Source organism: Marinilabilia rubra (assembly GCF_003121985.1).
Lineage (GTDB): Bacteria > Bacteroidota > Bacteroidia > Bacteroidales > Marinilabiliaceae > Marinilabilia > Marinilabilia rubra.
In genome coordinates, this window is record NZ_QEWP01000015.1 from 1 (window position 1) to 19,049 (window position 19,049).

Genomic DNA, 19,049 nt, shown 5'->3' on the forward strand with positions numbered 1-19,049 from the left:
TAGAAGTTAGAAGCTGGAAACTTTCGAAGTTAAGAAATTTTGATTCTTTTTGCGGCATATTTAAAAAACTAAGAAAATTATAAAAAACACGTTTTAAATGGTTTATGACTTTACTTAGATAAAAGATGTTGAGATTATAGCTAAAAAGATGTTTGAGTGCTATACACTTTAAAATTAGCAGACTAACTATCAGCTCTATTAAAATATCTTTTATCTAACAATCGAATTTCCTAACACCTCATCATCTTAAATCTCATTATCTCAAATCTAAAAATCTAACAAAACAGGAGGAATTATTATGAAAGCAACATTAATCGCAATCCTGATTATGCTATCAGGAACATTAACTGTGAATGCTCAGATGGACAAGCAGAAGAAAGAAAAATCCATGGAGCAAAAAGAGATGATGATGCATCAGGAAGAAAAAGAAATGTCGGGTATGCAGGGTATGGTGCCCGGAATGAAGATGATGCAAATGATGCAAAAGCACATGATGATGCCTGGGCAAGGCAACATGATGATGCAGGATATGCCCATGCGCCGTTATATGATGATGGTGAATAGGCTGCCAAAAATGCAGGACAAACTTTCCCTCTCTCCTGATCAGACAAAAGAACTGATCGACATGAAAGCTGAATTTGAAAAACAACAAGTGGACATGAAGTCTGAAATGGCCAAAAAACAAAAACAATTAAAAGAACTTCTGAAAAATGAAGCTTCTCCTTCTGAAGTTGAGGCTCAATTGCAGAAATGTGCCGAATCCAGAGTAAAAATGCACGTTGCTGCTTATGAGACAGCTATGAACATGCGGAACGTCCTCAACGAAGAGCAAAAAGAAAAAGCGTGTAAAATGATGAATGATGACTCGAAGGGTATGATGCCCGGAATGAGACAAGGCATGATGAATCAATAACCACAAACCTTCTATATTATGCAAGGACTAGGACACGGCTGGGGAATGGGCTTCGGATGGATTATTGGTATTATCATTTTACTGATAATCCTATGGTTGGCCTTCAGAACTTTTCGCTCCGGTGATACGAATCAAACTTCTTCCGGCCAGAAATCACCTTTAGACATCTTAAAGGAACGGTATGCAAAAGGTGAAATTGACAAAGAGGAGTTTGAACAGCGCAAAAAGGATTTGGAGAATTAGGTCTGGCGGATTCCGATCCGCCCAAATATTTGGCCGAAATGGCGAGGCTCAGTCCTTTCCGCTGAAATTATTTACCGAACTTATGACCGACCATAAACTCTAAAAGCAGACTTTATGCAACACAACCATAAAGATCACATAAATTCATCTCATCAGAATCATGGTCACGATCATAAAAAAGAAAAACATGATCATGAGCATCAACATAAAAACCATTCAAATCATAACCATGATGGTCACAACCATCAACACGATAATGGTGACAACAGGGGCCATGGGGGCAACGAAGACCACCAGGGACATGAGGGACATGGTGGGCACGACCACTCGCAGCACCATGCCATGATGATCAAAGATTTCCGGAAACGCTTCTGGATTTCTCTGGCCATCTCTATCCCCATATTGGTATTGTCTCCCATGATCCAGGGCCTTCTGGGCTTTGAATTCTCACTGACGCAGGGAGCTGACAATTATCTCCTGTTTGCACTTTCCACCATTGTATTCTTTTATGGTGGATGGCCCTTCCTCACCGGATTGGTGGACGAACTCAAAAAGAAACAACCCGGTATGATGACCCTCATTGCAGTGGCCATCACCGTAGCCTGGGGGTATAGTTCTGCTACTACTTTCGGACTTGAAGGAAGTACCTTCTTCTGGGAATTGGCAACATTAATAGACATAATGCTGCTGGGACACTGGATTGAGATGAAATCTGTAATGGGCGCATCCCAGTCTCTTCAAAAGCTTGTAGCACTCATGCCTTCAGAAGCTCATCGTCTTAAAGATGGAGAAACTGAGGACGTGAAAGTGGACGAACTAAAAAAGGATGATAAAGTATTGGTTCGTCCCGGGGAGAAAATCCCGGTTGATGGTGTTATTACGGACGGCGAAAGCAGTGTAAATGAGTCGATGGTAACCGGAGAATCCAAGCCGGTTAAGAAATCAAAAGATGACAAGGTAATTGGCGGTACCATTAATGGCAATGGTTCGCTCACCCTTTCGGTAGAGCAAATTGGAGAAGAGGCTTACCTCAACAAAGTCATCAATATGGTTCGGGAGGCACAAAGTAAAAAGTCAAAGACCCAAAATCTGGCCGATCGTATTGCTGCCTGGCTCACTATCATTGCGCTCACCACTGGTTTTGGAACCCTGGTAACCTGGTTGTTAGTGGGGGAAAGTTTTGTTTTTGCATTGGAACGTATGGCCAGTGTTATGGTTATTACCTGTCCGCATGCTCTCGGTCTTGCTGTGCCACTGGTAGTAGCCATATCAACATCGTTATCGGCAAGCAAAGGGTTACTTATACGCAACCGCACTGCCTTTGAGAACTCACGCAAAATATCGGTTCTCGCCTTCGACAAGACAGGAACTTTAACAAAAGGAAACTTTGCGGTAAGTCGTTACGATGCCCTTTCAGATGAATATGAGAAGGATGATATCCTTAAACTGGCCGGAGCTCTGGAATCAAAATCGGAACACCCTCTGGCAACCGGAATCATGCAAAAGATTAAAGAGCTTAACCTGGATGTCAAAGAGGCGGATGACTTTAATTCCATAAGCGGAAAAGGTATTGAGGGAAAGGTGGGCAACAAAAATGTGAAGGTTGTAAGTCCAGGCTATCTTAAGGAGAACAACATTGAGATACCCGAAAACGAAGAAGAAAACCAACAAGAAACGGTGATTTATGTGCTGGTAGATGATAAGGCTGCTGGTGTTATTGCCCTGGCTGATGAAATAAGACCCGAGTCACACAAAGCCATTTCAACGCTAAAAGAAAATGGCATTAAAGTGATAATGATGACCGGGGACAACGAGAAAGTGGCCAAAGCCGTAAGTGACGAACTCCAACTGGATGACTATTTTGCAGGTATCTTACCCGATCAAAAACTGGAGAAGGTAAAAGAGTTGCAAGACAAAGGCGAATTCGTAGCCATGACCGGCGACGGAATCAACGACGCCCCCGCCCTTGCCACTGCAAATGTAGGCATTGCTGTAGGCTCGGGGACCGATGTAGCTGCCGAAACGGCAGATATCATCCTGGTTAACAGCAATCCGCAAGACATTGCGTCACTCATCACCTTTGGTAAAGCCACTTATCGCAAAATGATTCAGAATTTCGTCTGGGCCACCGGCTACAACGTAGTGGCCATTCCCCTGGCAGCCGGGGTTTTATACAGCGCAGGCATTCTGATCAGTCCGGCTGCAGGTGCAGTTCTTATGAGTTTAAGCACGGTTGTTGTGGCCATTAATGCACAGTTATTGAAAAGAAAACTAAAATAGTGGCATAGAGCAGGGGAGCCAGGGGCATAGAGCATGGCGCAACAGCTAAATGCACCGTGCTCTCAGCTCCATGCCCTCTGCCCAAATTGTATAACAATAAAAATCCACGACTATGAACTATTACATTGAAACAACTCTGAACACAGATTTTGATTCTGCAGTAGAAAAAACCAAAGAAGCTTTAAGTGAGCAAGGTTTTGGTGTTTTATCAGAAATCGACATCCATGAGAAACTGAAAGCTAAGTTGGGTGTGGATTTCCGGAAATATAAGATTTTAGGGGCCTGCAATCCTCCAAATGCCTACAAAGCATTAGAGCAGGAAAACAAAATTGGAACCATGCTTCCGTGCAATGTTATTGTTCAGGATCTACAAGGTGGAAAAGTTGAAGTAGCAGCTGTAGACCCGGTTGCCTCAATGATGGCAGTTGAAAATGATAAACTGGCCCCCATTGCCCAAGAAATAAGAGAGCTTTTGAAGAAAGCCATTCAAGCCCTTTAATCAGAATCTTTAGTTTTAAGCTAAAAAGACAGGCAATGTTGCACTTAACAAATGTTTTTGCTAACATTGCCTGTTCTACGGCCCTACCCCATCTTATTCAATTGGTTACCACCAATTACTCCTTTTCGTTTATCAGCTACAACCTCCTCAATAAAATATTTCTAATAACTTAATTATTTTTACCCCGTAAAGTTTAAATCGTATAAAACCAATAATATTACGCGGGCGAATGGAGAAACTATGGAATTGGATTTCATTTAACGGACTGGCCAATGGCGAAAAAGACCGGCGTGACCTGATACTGCTCAATAAAATGGCCTTTATACTAGTGATTTTGACCCTCTTCATCACTCTGATTGAGGTCTTTAACCTAATGCTTTTTGACAACTCCATGGAGTATGGGAGTCAAAGAATCATTCTGGTATGGATGATCTCCTTATTCTGCTTAATACTTAACAGCAAAAGACTTTTCTTTTTCAGCAAATTAATATTATCGATAGTTCCGGTTTTTCTTCTTACGCTTTACCCCTTATTATTCAATGCTGCCAGAAATGAATACATATTGTACAACCCCATCATTGTCATTGCTTTTTCGATTATCCCACATGTATTATTTTCCTCGCCCGGGGAGAGACCATACTATTACGGGAGTTTGATATATTTGTTATTTCTGGTAATGATCGTGGATGTAATCTATCTAAAAGCCGGTGAAATAAGCCTGACTATTTATGACGAGGTTTCAAGCAACCTGTTTTACATGAAACTGGCCCACTTCATGACATTTATCTTCATCAACTCAGGCATAATATATTTCAAGCGCATTACAGAAAATTCTGAAGCCAAACTTGAAGCCAAAAACCTTCAACTTAAAGATCATAAGGAAGAATTACTGGCACAAAATGAAGAATTAATCTCCTTTCAGGAAGAATTGCAGTCAAAAAACGAGGCACTGACCGAATCTATGCAAAAACTGGAAAGTGCCCAAAGTCAACTTATCATTTCAGAGAAAATGGCTTCTCTGGGACAATTAATGGCAGGCATCGCTCATGAAATCAACAATCCGGTTAATTACATCCAAAGAGGGGTGACAGGATTAAAAGAGATTTTACGGGACTTTGAAGAACTTGTGGACATTATTAACAGCCACAAAGACGATCCACCGGGAGATACCTGCAGAAGAATAACCGCATTCACAGAATCACGTGATCTGACCTCTGCTAAAGAAGACATAAATACCATTGCAGACACCATTCTTACCGGTATTCAAAGAACTACTGAAATACTTAAGGGATTGAGGCATTTCTCTTACCACAATACAGAGAAATATGTACTGTACAACCTTCATGAAGCTATTGACACAGGCCTTATTTTACTGCATAGCAGGTATAAGGATCACCTCAACATCATTAAAGAATACGGTGAAATCCCATTAATTGAATGCTCACCCGACCTATTAAGCCAATTGATGCTGAATATTTTAGACAATGCCATAACGGCCTCACCAGATAATGGCAATATTAGAATTAGTACCACTCCTGAAAACAAAGGGGTCCTTATTGAAATACATGATGAAGGATCAGGAATTCCGAAAGTATTGCAGTCAAAAATATTCGAACCATTCTACACATCGAAAGAAATTGGACAAGGAACAGGACTTGGGCTATCTATCAGTTATGATATTATTGAAAAACACAAAGGAAAAATTTGGGTTGAAAGCGCCTCAAACAAAGGAACCAGTTTTTTCATTTATTTAAAAGAACGAATTGGGAACCAATAAATATATATTTTCACACAACCATTGAAATTAAGCACAAAAATGCCCAAAGATTCAATTCTTTACATTGATGACGAACCAGGAAATCTGACAGGTTTCACATATACATTCAAAAGATATTTTGATATCACTACCGCTCTCAGCGCTAAAGAAGCTTTGGCGATTTTGGACAAACAGCACTTCAAAGTTATTATTTCTGATCAGAGAATGCCTGAGATCACAGGACTGGAATTGTTTGCCAGACTTAACGAAACACATCCGGATGCTATACAAATCATTTTGAGTGCCTATGCCGACAATGCTATCATTATAAAAGCCATTAATGATATTGGTATTTACCGGTTTCTTACCAAACCCTGGGACAAGGATGACATGGAGGTTACCATCAGAAGTGCAATAGACAAATACAACCTTAAAAACGAAAATCAACAATTAATCCAAAACCTGCAAAAAGTTAATTCTGAACTCCATCGCTCTTACTCACTCCTGGAAGAGAGCGAAGAAAAATTTCGAAACATATTCAATCAAAGTCGCGATGCAATCGTTATTTCTGACATAGAAGGCACCTTCATTGATCTTAATCCCATGGCCCTCGATTTTATAGGCTATACCATTGAAGAAGCCCGCAAGCTATCCGCTGAAGACATAATAAGCCCTAAAAGTAAAGAGATCCTGCTCAAAAGACGGCAGAAACTAATTGATGAAAAGTTCGTGAAGGCCCGGGAAATGGATATCTTCAATAAAAAAGGGAAAAAAATGACTGTTGAAATTCAAAGCCAACTTCTTAAACTCAGAAACCGACCATTAATATTATCTCTTATCCGCGATATAAGCGACAGAAAACAAAAGGAAAGAGAAATACTTAAAACCATTATTGATACTGAGGAAAAAGAAAGAACTAAATTCTCCGCCGAGCTGCATGACGGCATGGGGCCACTGCTCTCAACACTAAATCTTTATATGGGATCACTAAAAAAAGATGAGGTTCCTAAACATGAAAAAAACCGACTCATCAATGAAATACAAAGCATTCTGGATGAAGCAATAACAACAACCAAAGAAATATCCAATAACCTGAAACCCTCCATTCTGAATGATTTTGGACTAATAGTTGCGTTGAATGCATTCATCCAAAGAATAAACAGCTCTCAACACCCTATAATTGAATTAGAGGCTGACAGATACACGCAAACTCACAACGAGAACATTGAGTTGAACCTATACAGAATAGCAACAGAGCTAATAAATAACACCTTAAAACATGCCCGGGCCACCGAAGCCCGATTATCTTTGGCGTCAGATAAAAACGAATTGTCGCTGAATTACTGTGACAACGGCTTAGGATTTGATCTTTTCAAAACAAACAGCCATAAGCCTCAACACGGCCTTAAGAATATTGCGTCCAGAGTGAGCTCCATTAATGGAACACTTGAAATCAAAACAGCAGAAAACAAAGGGTTTAAAATAAAAATTCAAATTCCTGAACCAAATGCCGGATAGTATGGATAAAATTTTCAAAACCGTCATTGTTGATGACCACAAGATTTTCAGAACCGGATTGGAGTATATCCTAAATAATCTTTCTTGCATAAAGGTTATTGGAGAAGCAGGCAATGCCAAAGACTTATTCAACCTCCTTAAAAGATCCCGGCCAGACCTAATATTCATGGATATAAAACTACCTGATACCGATGGAATTGAAACCACAAAAATGGTAAAAGAGAAATTTCCTGACGTAAATGTAATTGGCCTCACAATGTTTAGTGAAATTGAATATTTCAATAAGATGATTGAGGCTGGCGCCAGTGGTTTTTTGCTTAAACATACTCAGGAAGATGAGCTTGAAGAAGCCATAAAAACCGTAATGGATGGCGATTACTACTTCTCCAAAGAATTTCAGGCCAATACTCTTCAAAACCCCATTCTCAATAAAAAGAAACACAGTATAAGCTATACTAAAAGAGAAATAGAAATTCTGGAGTTGATTGCCAGAGGAATGAGCAACCATGAAATTGCCGACCAACTCAACATCAGCGTCTACACCGTGGACGGGCACCGTAGGAACCTCATCAGTAAAGCAGGGGTTAAAAATTCTGCCAATCTCATCTTCTTTGCTATTCAAAATGGTATTATAGACCCTTGATTATCATTGCCGGCAAAAGAAATCTCCGCACAAGAACTTTTAAACCCCATTTCCCTCATTTCACTACCCCCTGAAATCTGGTGTTTTTTAAAAAAAAGACATTTTCCTCATAAATACATAAAAAACTACTAATAAACACCTTAACTCAAACCACAAACATACCCCCACCAACATCCCCTTCAATACATTGATTTATTGATACATACCCACCCCCTCTTTTAAGGGGGTAAAATCAGGTACATTTTCACGTCTGTTTCAGCCTGTTTGCTCTCCTTACATTTGTAATGTGAAAAACCGGATAAATTACCATCCCAAAATTTCCGGAGATTGTTAGAAAAAAACAGAAAGGCTATGGCAAAACGAATAATAATTGTTGACGACTCAGAAAGCACGAGGTACGTGGTAAAACTCGCCCTTGCCCAAACTGATGCTACAATAATTGAAGCATCTGACGGAACTGAGGCCCTGGAGCTATTTGATGGTAGAAAAGTTGATTTGTTAATCACCGATTTTAACATGCCTGAAATGAATGGAGATGAACTCATTAGAGCCGTCAGAAAAAATGATAATTATCTGGAAACCCCTATTCTTCTATTAACAGGAAAAGAAAAAGAGTTCTCAGATAATCAACTGATGAATGAATTAAGAGGGTGGATAAAAAAACCATTCATCAAAGACAGTTTTGTCAAAGAGGTAAAAAACTGCCTTTATCAAGAATCACTTTGCTGCCGCTAATACAAACGAAAAACAAAATTGCATTACATAACTAATTAAAAGAAATTGAAATGTCAGGAAAAGTATTAATCACGGTACTGGTAGTAATTTTTGCTTTTGCACAAACAAGCCTGAATGCTCAGGAATGCCAGTCATCCGAAACACAATCACAGGAAATATGTGCTGAAAAAAAAGCCAGATTAGAACAACTTGCCGATATGGACTTTGAGGAATTAATGGATATGGCAGTTGTTTCTGAAAATTCAAAGGAAGCTATAAAGTCCAATTCCAGAGACTTAACCATTATTTCAGAAAATGAAATAAACCAATCCTCTGCAAAGAATCTGATTCAACTATTAAAGGAAGTTTCCGATTCAAAATGCTCAGAATATATTCTTGATGGAAAAAAATTGAATACAGAAACCAATCAGAATGAAAAACAGGCCTTAATTGATCTGCCTATTCAAAACATTCAGCGAATTGAAATAAAAAAAGAAAATACTGATAAAGAAAACCAAACAATTAAAACTGTCCGTATTTTCACAAAAGGATAGACAATGAAGCGTTTCTGAGTAATATCTTCTCTTTTAAGACAATAGATCGTTGGACTTTAGGATTTAAGTAAATCAGTCGCATGCCGTTAGACAGCAGAAAACAGGTTTGGCGGATACCAGTCCGCCACTGTTGAGCTGCCGTACGAAGCCCTTTTGCAGTATTCCCAAAGATCTAACAGTGGAACGTGTCTTGTCAATTGGAAGTGTAGCAGTTTGTAAAAACTCGTAATGTTCAGACCTTACGTTTCAATGGTGCCTTTGAGCCCATATGACGTATAGGGATATATGCTTTTAGAAAAAACCGGATGAGCTATCGTAAATGCCATAATCGAAGGAGAGCGGAGCCCCGCACGTTTAGCTTCATTTCGTAAAAGTAAAATCACGTCTCAGTCAAATCAAACAGCCCAAATTTAATGTAGCCCGGCATATTTTTAATGTTCATGGAGCTGATGTATTGGAGATTTATGGTTTTAAGCAAACGGCTGCTCTAACAGTATTATGAGAGACAGGCTCTGACCTTTAGGAAAAGTTCCAACTGTAAAACGATTTCTTTCCGGGTTAAATGTAATGCCTAATAATTAAATTTCCGGGGATAAACAATTAAACCCAAAAGTCAGAAAAAGGAAAAACAAGGCTGGTCAGCCCTTCAGAGAAGCTGCAAATAGATTATGAAATTCTCATACTCCTTTTGGTTGTTCCTGAGTCATCTTCAAAACTTTCTAACGTTGCAAAAATAAGAATTATTAACAACAAGACAAGGTTTTTATACAATTTCCTTCAGATCTTTTTTTCTCAAATTATAAATTAAAAATGAGAGAACCCTTTCTTTACGTTTTGCATAGCCCAAACCGTTGCCCCGTGAAATCAAAGTCTAACCTTATCCCTAAGCTTGTTTACACTCTTAGGATGGATTCTAAAGAGAACCTCACCTTTTACATGATAAAAGGAGTAGCTTTAGAATTTAATCCTACTGAAGAAAACTACCCGGGTTTTTGATTTATTGACTTTTAAAAACAGACGGTGCTCGATAAACTGAGTAACATCCAACTGCCTTTTACTCGCTTTATCCTTGGGTATTTCGACCCTGCGCACCGGATTCGGATGGTACTTTATGGATTTTATTCTACCCTTGACTTGACAATGGTGTCAAGTCAAGGGTAGAATGTCTGGTAAGCCGCCGCTATTTTTCACCTTGTGCAAAACAACAAAAAAGTAAGCATAGCCGTAGCTACGTGAGTCTTTTTTTTAAGAAGCACAAGGTAGAAAGAGCAAGGCTTGGGCCGGCAGACTATGCTTGACTTGACACTAGTTTTGACCATGTAGCATGTCCCGTTCCAAGATGTCCGAGATACCTCCCATGGTAAAATAAATGGTTTTCACACCATGTTCCCACCATATTTACATTCCTGTATCCGTATAGTTTTTGGACATCGTTTGGTTTGGCAAACTCATCCTACAGGATATGCCTGATGCGGTTCGTAATCCTAAGGACAGTAATTTGCTTCCAGCTTCCTTTATCCCGAAACATTGGGAGCCTCGCGATGGACACCATTGCCTTCAGCAAATGGCTTACACTATAAACCTCTACCGTGGACTTGCACCACCTAACAATTTAGCATGTACGACACAAAAAAAGCGCAACTCCCTAAAAAGGAATTGCGCTCTCTTTCTTATCTCGTTCCAATGATAATGAACCACTGGAAAGTAAATCTAATCAATGTTACTCTCCTACCTGTTCGGTCTCCCGTTTTGTGACAAGTTTATCGTACTCTTCCTGAGACCCGACAATAATCTTATCATATTCACGCAATCCCGTTCCGGCAGGAATAAGGTGACCACAGATAACATTCTCTTTAAGCCCGTCTAAGCGGTCAATTTTACCCTGTATGGCAGCCTCATTTAGCACTTTTGTGGTTTCCTGGAAGGATGCCGCAGACATAAAGCTCTTAGTCTGCAATGCTGCTCGGGTAATCCCCTGAAGAACCTGACCTGAGGTTGCAGGAACTGCGTCACGGGTTTGAACCAGTTTGAGGTCTTTACGCTTAAGCTGAGAATTTTCATCCCGTAAGCGACGAGCGTTAACAATTTGCCCCGGACGCAATGTACTTGAATCACCTGCATCCACAACAACCTTTTTGCCCCATATCTCATCGTTCTCTTCCATGAACTCAATCTTATCGACAATCTGACGTTCAAGGAATCGTGTATCACCAGCATCTGCAATCTCAACTTTACGCATCATCTGACGTACAATGATCTCAAAGTGCTTATCGTTGATTTTCACGCCCTGAAGACGATAAACATCCTGAACTTCATTTACGATATACTCCTGAACGGCGGTAGGTCCTTTAATGGCCAAAATATCTGAAGGTGTGGTAGCACCATCTGACAGAGGTGTACCTGCACGAACATAATCGTTTTCCTGAACAAGAATCTGCTTAGAAAGCGGAACCAGATATTTCTTCACTTCACCATTCTTGGAGGTCACAATGATCTCACGGTTTCCTCGCTTGATTTTACCGAAAGCCACTTCACCATCAATCTCAGAAACAACAGCAGGATTAGATGGATTACGAGCTTCAAACAACTCGGTAACACGCGGCAGACCACCGGTGATATCACCTGAACGTCCCATAGCGCGCGGAATCTTGGCAATGGTTTCACCTTGCTTGATTTCCTCTCCTTCATCAACAGAAACGTGAGCTCCTACAGGAATGTTGTAAACCTTAAGAACTTCTCCATTTGAATCCAGAATGTGAATAGCCGGGTTCTTCGTCTTGTCACGGGTCTCGATGATTACTTTCTCACGGTATCCGGTTTGTTCATCGGATTCCTCTTTATAAGTAATACCATCGATCATATTCTCGAATGAGATCTTACCTGTTTTTTCAGTAATGATCAAGGCATTAAACGGATCCCATTCACAAATCAAGTCGCCTTTCTTAAGTTCTGTACCATTCTTAATATAAAGCTTGGCACCATAAGGTATAGGCTGAGTGGTCAGTGATATATTTGTATTCTTGTCAACAGTCCGTAACTCAGCCAAACGACCAATTACTACATCCACTTCAAGACCTTCTTCAGTAGTATAAGGTACCGTTCTCAGTTCATCAATTTCGGCAACACCTTCATACTTAGCCAACATGCTATTCTCAGAAGTAACATTCGAAGCGGTACCCCCCACGTGGAAAGTACGCAATGTCAACTGAGTACCGGGTTCACCAATTGACTGTGCAGCAATAACACCAACAGATTCTCCTTTGTGGACAAGATTACCGGTAGAGAGGTTTCGACCATAACACTTGGTACAAACGCCTTTCTTGGACTCACAAGTCAATACAGAGCGGATCTCTACACGCTCAATTGGAGATTCATCCATGATTCGTGCTTCCTCTTCAGTGATTTCTTCACCGCTCTTAACGATGATTTCCCCTGTATTAGGATGATACACATCATGAACAGAAACACGTCCAAGAATACGTTCATAAAGCGAGGCAACGACTTCCTCGTTACTCTTAATAGCAGAGGCAGTCAATCCCCGAAGAGTACCACAGTCAACTTCGTTGATGATCACATCCTGAGAAACATCTACCAGACGACGAGTAAGGTATCCGGCATCGGCAGTTTTAAGGGCGGTATCGGCCAAACCTTTACGAGCACCGTGAGTAGATATAAAGTACTCAAGTACAGAAAGACCCTCCTTAAAGTTAGACAAAATCGGGTTCTCGATAATTTGTCCACCTTCGGCTCCTGACTTCTGCGGTTTTGCCATTAGACCACGCATTCCTGACAACTGACGAATCTGTTCTTTTGATCCCCTTGCACCTGAGTCGAGCATCATATAAACGGAGTTAAATCCATCTTTATCTGAACTCAGCTGATTCATCAGGGTCTGTGTCAATCGCGCATTTACATGCGTCCAGATATCAATGATCTGGTTATATCGCTCGTTATTGGTGATGAATCCCATGTTATAGTTATTCATCACTTCCTCAACTTCCTGATATCCATCGTCAACAAGGGTAACTTTCTCGGCAGGAATAATAACATCCTGAAGGTTAAATGAAAGTCCTCCTTCAAATGCCAGACGGTAACCAAGTGATTTGATATCGTCAAGGAAATTGGCAGTTTTGGGAGTACCACAGATTTTATGAACCTTACCAATAATATCCCTAAGTGCCTTCTTAGTCAACAATGTATTGATGTAGCCTACTTCTTTGGGAACAAATTCGTTAAACAGAATACGACCAACAGTAGTATCTAACATCACTTCTTCCAGCTCTCCTTCTTCATTAAGATCCTGAGTTTTCACTTTAACCTTAGTATGAAGCTCAACTTTTTTCTCATTGAAAGCAATTTTCGCCTCCTGAGGAGAATAGAAAACCAAACCTTCATTTCTTGCTCCCGGACGTGCTTTGGTCATATAATAAAGACCAAGTACCATATCCTGAGAAGGAACAGTAATAGGAGCACCGTTGGCAGGGTTCAATATGTTCTGGCTGGCAAGCATTAACATTTGGGCCTCGAGAATTGCAGCATTTCCAAGTGGTAAGTGAACCGCCATTTGGTCACCATCAAAGTCGGCGTTAAAGGCCGAACATGCTAACGGGTGCAACTGAATAGCTTTACCCTCAATCAGCTTTGGCTGGAAAGCCTGAATACCCAAACGGTGAAGTGTTGGAGCCCTGTTTAGCATAACCGGGTGTCCTTTAAGTACATTTTCAAGGATATCCCATACAACAGGATCTTTACGATCAACAATCTTCTTAGCCGATTTAACCGTTTTAACGATGCCTCTTTCGATCAACTTACGAATAACGAAAGGTTTATAAAGCTCGGCCGCCATTTCTTTAGGCAACCCACACTCATGCATCTTAAGCTCCGGCCCAACAACAATAACCGAACGAGCAGAATAGTCAACACGCTTACCAAGAAGGTTCTGACGGAAACGCCCCTGCTTACCTTTCAAACTGTCACTAAGAGATTTCAAAGGACGGTTAGCATCTGTTTTAACAGCATTCGATTTACGAGAGTTATCGAATAATGAATCAACCGATTCCTGAAGCATACGTTTCTCGTTTCGAAGAATTACTTCAGGCGCCTTAATCTCTATCAAACGCTTCAATCGGTTATTTCGAATAATAACACGACGGTACAAATCGTTCAAGTCAGAGGTGGCAAAACGACCACCATCCAACGGTACAAGAGGTCTCAATTCCGGTGGAATGACAGGAACAGTTTTCACCACCATCCACTCAGGACGATTAACCCCTTTGGACTCTCTAAAAGATTCAACAACCTGAAGACGCTTTAAAGCCTCGTTCTTACGCTGCTGAGAAGTTTCAGTATTGGCCTTATGACGTAAATTGTATGATAATTCATCCAAATTAAGACGAGAGAGGATCATATGCAATGCCTCAGCCCCCATTTTGGCAATGAATTTATTTGGGTCTTCATCTTCCAGGTGCTGATTGTCTTTTGGAAGGGTATCTAAAATATCCAAATATTCCTCTTCAGTGAGGAAATCCATATATTTAACACCATCCGCAGCAGTTACACCAGACTGAACAACCACATAACGTTCATAGTAAATAATAGAATCAAGCTTCTTGGTAGGAAGCCCCAAAAGGTATCCGATTTTGTTGGGCAATGAACGGAAGTACCAAATATGAGCTACCGGTACAACCAAGGAGATGTGCCCCATTCGCTCGCGACGCACCTTCTTCTCAGTAACTTCAACACCACATCGGTCACAAACGATACCGCGGTAACGAATTCTTTTATATTTTCCACAATGACACTCATAGTCCTTAACAGGTCCAAAAATGCGCTCGCAGAACAACCCGTCCCGCTCGGGTTTGTATGTACGATAGTTAATCGTTTCAGGTTTAAGTACCTCACCGCTTGATCTCTCAAGAATCTCTTCCGGAGAGGACAAACCAATTGTGATGCGGGTAAAATTACTCTTGACTTTCTGATCTCTTCTGAATGCCATATATAGCCGAGTATTAGAATTTAAAAACTAAAAGAGGCAAAGTGTGCTGCCACTGCAGCACACAGCCAGAGTATTATTCAAGATTCACGCTCAGTCCAAGACCGCGCATCTCATGTAACAGAACATTGAGTGACTCGGGGATACCCGGCATTGGGAGCGGGTCACCTTTTACAATGGTTTCATAGGCCTTGGCACGTCCAAGTACATCATCCGACTTAACAGTCAAAATTTCCTGCAATATATGCGATGCACCAAACGCCTCAAGTGCCCAAACCTCCATCTCACCAAATCTCTGTCCCCCAAACTGGGCTTTACCACCTAGTGGCTGCTGAGTAATAAGCGAGTATGGTCCTATTGAACGGGCGTGCATCTTATCCTCAACCATGTGTCCCAGCTTCAACATATAAATCACCCCTACAGTTGCAGGTTGGTGAAAACGTTCTCCGGTACCACCATCGTACAGATAGCTTTTACCAAAGTCAGGTACTTTAGCTTTGCGCGTCCAGTCAGTGAGATCTTCATTCGAAGCACCATCAAAGATAGGTGTAGCAAATTTCACACCAAGAACTTCTCCGGCCCATCCAAGAACGGTTTCATAGATCTGACCAAGGTTCATCCTTGATGGCACACCCAATGGGTTAAGCACAATGTCAACCGGTGTTCCGTCTTCAAGGAAAGGCATGTCTTCCTGACGTACGATACGGGAGACAATACCCTTGTTACCGTGACGACCGGCCATCTTATCTCCTACGGTAATCTTACGCTTCTTGGCAATGTAAACTTTAGCCAGCTGAACAATACCGGCCGGGAGTTCATCACCAATGGTGAGATTATACTTCTGACGTTTCTCCTTGGCTTCAAGTTCTTTATGCTTCATCCGGTAATTGTGAATCACCTTCTGAATGAGCTCGTTTTTATCCTTGTCAGTAGTCCACTTGTTTGGATTAACTGCAAGATAATCGATATCCTGGAGAATCTTTTGAGTAAATTTGGTTCCTTTGGAAATCAAATCAGCTCCAAGATAATCTTTAACTCCCTGGCTGGTTTTTCCATTAATCAAGGTGAACAATTTATCTACCAAACGGCCTCTCAATTCTTCAATAGAACGATTAAACTGCTCATCAATTTTAGCAAGAGCGGGTTTATCTGTAACGCGGTTTTTCCGGTCTTTAACCACTCTTGAAAAGAGCTTTTTATCTATAACCACACCAGATAAAGAAGGAGACGCTTTCAAAGAAGCATCCTTAACGTCACCAGCCTTTTCACCAAAAATGGCACGCAACAGTTTCTCTTCCGGTGTAGGATCACTTTCTCCTTTTGGAGTAATTTTACCAATCAGTATATCCCCAGGTTTAACGTGGGCACCAACTCTGATCAGACCATTTTCATCCAATTCTTTTGTTGCATCCTCACTAACGTTGGGAATATCTGAGGTAAGCTCCTCAAGTCCTCGTTTTGTATCACGTACTTCAAGTGAGTACTCATCAATGTGCACTGAAGTAAAAACGTCCTCCCGAACCAACCTCTCTGAGATAACGATGGCATCCTCAAAGTTATAACCTTTCCATGGCATAAAGGCTACCTTAAGGTTACGACCTAGAGCTAATTCACCTTTTTCAGTAGAGTATCCTTCCGTCAATATTTGACCAGGTTCAATACGATCCCCCTTCTTAACCAAAGGTTTCATATCTACTGTAGTACTCTGGTTGGTTTTTTGATATTTAATGAGGTTATATCGTTTGGTTTCCGGATCAAAGCTCACGAAACGTTCATCATCAGTAAGGTCATACCTCACGACAATTTCCTGAGCATCTACAAAGTCAACAACTCCATAACCTTCCGATACAATCTGGGTACGTGAATCACGAATCAGCTTACCTTCCAGTCCGGTTCCAACGATAGGCGAATCCGGTCTCAATAATGGAACTGCCTGGCGCATCATGTTAGATCCCATCAAGGCCCGGTTGGCGTCATCATGCTCAAGGAAAGGAATCAACGAGGCAGCAACAGAAGCAATTTGGTTTGGTGCAACGTCCATCAGATCGATCTCGTCCCTGTCCAAAAGCGGGAAGTCACCATCGTGACGTGCCTTAACCTTATTGTTAGCAAATACCCCCTCCTCATCCAACGGGGCGTTGGCCTGTGCAATAATCTTAGCTTCCTCTTCTTCAGCGGTAAGGTAATAAACACCCTCATTGGTAAGATCCACTTTACTGGATTCAACCCTTCTGTAAGGCGTCTCGATAAAACCAAGGGTATTGATCTTGGCAAAAACACACAATGAAGAAATCAATCCAATATTAGGTCCTTCAGGGGTCTCGATAGGACAAAGGCGTCCATAGTGCGTATAGTGAACATCCCTAACCTCAAAACCTGCTCTTTCACGTGAAAGACCACCAGGCCCAAGTGCTGACATACGGCGTTTATGCGTAATTTCAGCCAACGGGTTTGTCTGATCCATAAACTGGGACAAAGCGTTGGTTCCAAAGAAGCTATTTATAACCGATGACAGAGTTTTACTATTGATCAAGTCAATAGGGGTAAACACCTCATTATCCCTAACGTTCATCCGCTCACGGATGGTTCGTGCCATACGGGCAAGACCAACACCAAATTGATTGGCCATTTGCTCTCCAACGGTACGTACCCGGCGGTTACTCAAGTGGTCAATATCATCCACTTCAGTCTTAGAATTAATCAATTCGATCAGGTACTTTATAATGGCGATCATATCATCGCGTGTAAGCACCTTAGTGTCGAGGTCAATGTTTAGGTTAAGCTTTTTGTTTAAGCGGTAACGGCCAACATCTCCAAGATCGTAACGTTTATCAGAAAAGAAAAGTTTATCAATAACGTCACGGGCAGTAGCCTCATCTGGTGGTTCGGCATTACGTAATTGTCGATAGATGTGTACAACAGCCTCTTTTTCGGAGTTACAGGGGTCTTTCTGAAGTGTATTGTAGATAATGGCAAAGTCAGAAAGATTTTGGTCTTCTTTGTGAAGAAGAATGGTTTTAGTCCCTGAGTCAATAATCTCTTCTATATGCTCATCCTCGAGAACGGTCTCACGGTCTATTACAACCTCATTTCGTTCGATAGAAACAACCTCTCCGGTATCTTCATCCACAAAATCCTCAATCCAGGTTTTAAGAACCCTTGCAGCAAGTTTCCTGCCGATCACTTTCTTAAGACCGGTTTTCGAAACTTTGATTTCATCAGCGAGGTTAAATATTTCAAGGACGTCTTTATCGCTTTCATACCCGATAGCCCTTAACAATGTTGTAACCGGCAATTTCTTTTTCCGATCAATGTAGGCATACATAACATTGTTAATGTCGGTAGCAAATTCAATCCATGAACCTTTGAAAGGGATAATTCTGGCAGAATATAATTTGGTCCCGTTGGCATGTACACTTTGTCCGAAGAAAACACCGGGCGAACGGTGCAACTGAGACACGATGACCCTTTCGGCACCATTGATAATAAAGCTACCTTTATCGGTCATGTATGGTACAGTTCCCAAATAAACATCCTGTACAACGGTGTCAAAATCTTCGTGCTCCGGATCGGTACAATAAAGCTTCAACTTAGCTTTCAGGGGCACACAATAAGTAAGTCCTCTTTCAATGCATTCTTCGATGGTATAGCGGGCGGGGTCAACACCAAAATCAAGAAACTCCAGAACAAAGTTGTTCCGGGTATCTGTTATTGGGAAATTCTCCATAAAAACCTGCCACAACCCCTCTGTTTGCCTTTCCTCGGGGGTCGTTCCCATCTGGAAAAATTCACGGAAAGATTTCAGCTGAATTTCCAGAAAATCAGGATAGTCCAACTGGTTTTTGATGGTAGCAAAGCTAATCCTTTCGGTAGTAATTGGAGTCATCTATCAACTAATTATTTGAACTTAAACATATAAGCATAAAAAGGTTTAGGA

General features: G+C 41.1%; 11 protein-coding genes. 9 read left to right on the top strand and 2 right to left on the bottom strand.

Translation table 11 applies throughout. The features are described 5' to 3' along the window. The first annotated feature begins 298 nt into the window (after positions 1-298). The 9 genes from DDZ16_RS15570 to DDZ16_RS15610 all read left to right on the top strand — a co-directional run bounded on the left by DDZ16_RS15570 (position 299) and on the right by DDZ16_RS15610 (position 9,120). Positions 299-913 (top strand): Spy/CpxP family protein refolding chaperone, encoded by a 615-nt coding sequence (locus DDZ16_RS15570; protein WP_109265416.1) that lies wholly within the window; start codon positions 299-301, stop codon positions 911-913. Positions 914-931: 18 nt separating this feature from the next. Next, positions 932-1,156, top strand: a complete 225-nt coding sequence (locus DDZ16_RS15575; RefSeq protein ID WP_449405532.1) for an SHOCT domain-containing protein — start codon at positions 932-934, stop codon at positions 1,154-1,156. 114 nt (positions 1,157-1,270) lie between these two features. Beyond that, positions 1,271-3,436 carry a copper-translocating P-type ATPase gene (locus DDZ16_RS15580; RefSeq protein ID WP_198416736.1) on the top strand — a complete coding sequence of 722 codons (2,166 nt, stop codon included), beginning with the start codon at positions 1,271-1,273 and terminating at the stop codon, positions 3,434-3,436. A 112-nt stretch (positions 3,437-3,548) separates the two neighbouring features. Next, entirely contained in the window at positions 3,549-3,935 is a 387-nt protein-coding gene (locus DDZ16_RS15585) for a DUF302 domain-containing protein (RefSeq protein WP_109265418.1), read from the top strand. Positions 3,936-4,164: 229 nt separating this feature from the next. Beyond that, the gene (locus tag DDZ16_RS15590; protein WP_109265419.1) at positions 4,165-5,712 is read left to right on the top strand and encodes a sensor histidine kinase; all 1,548 of its coding nucleotides are present in this window, start codon (positions 4,165-4,167) and stop codon (positions 5,710-5,712) included. 39 nt (positions 5,713-5,751) lie between these two features. Beyond that, the gene (locus tag DDZ16_RS15595; RefSeq protein ID WP_109265420.1) at positions 5,752-7,209 is read left to right on the top strand and encodes a PAS domain S-box protein; all 1,458 of its coding nucleotides are present in this window, start codon (positions 5,752-5,754) and stop codon (positions 7,207-7,209) included. Position 7,210: 1 nt separating this feature from the next. After that, positions 7,211-7,852: a response regulator transcription factor gene (locus tag DDZ16_RS15600; protein WP_158275687.1), complete on the top strand. Its 642-nt coding sequence runs from the start codon at positions 7,211-7,213 to the stop codon at positions 7,850-7,852. A gap of 351 nt (positions 7,853-8,203) precedes the next feature. Next, positions 8,204-8,587, top strand: coding sequence for a response regulator (locus DDZ16_RS15605; RefSeq protein WP_146192249.1), 384 nt, complete (start codon positions 8,204-8,206; stop codon positions 8,585-8,587). Between the two features lie 50 nt (positions 8,588-8,637). Beyond that, positions 8,638-9,120 carry a hypothetical protein gene (locus DDZ16_RS15610; RefSeq protein WP_109265423.1) on the top strand — a complete coding sequence of 161 codons (483 nt, stop codon included), beginning with the start codon at positions 8,638-8,640 and terminating at the stop codon, positions 9,118-9,120. A gap of 1,720 nt (positions 9,121-10,840) precedes the next feature. Here the strand turns inward: DDZ16_RS15610 and rpoC are convergent. Next, positions 10,841-15,115, bottom strand: coding sequence for a DNA-directed RNA polymerase subunit beta' (gene rpoC / locus DDZ16_RS15620; RefSeq protein ID WP_109265425.1), 4,275 nt, complete (start codon positions 15,113-15,115; stop codon positions 10,841-10,843). A gap of 73 nt (positions 15,116-15,188) precedes the next feature. Beyond that, positions 15,189-18,998: a DNA-directed RNA polymerase subunit beta gene (gene rpoB, locus DDZ16_RS15625; RefSeq protein WP_109265426.1), complete on the bottom strand. Its 3,810-nt coding sequence runs from the start codon at positions 18,996-18,998 to the stop codon at positions 15,189-15,191. Positions 18,999-19,049: the final 51 nt, after the last annotated feature.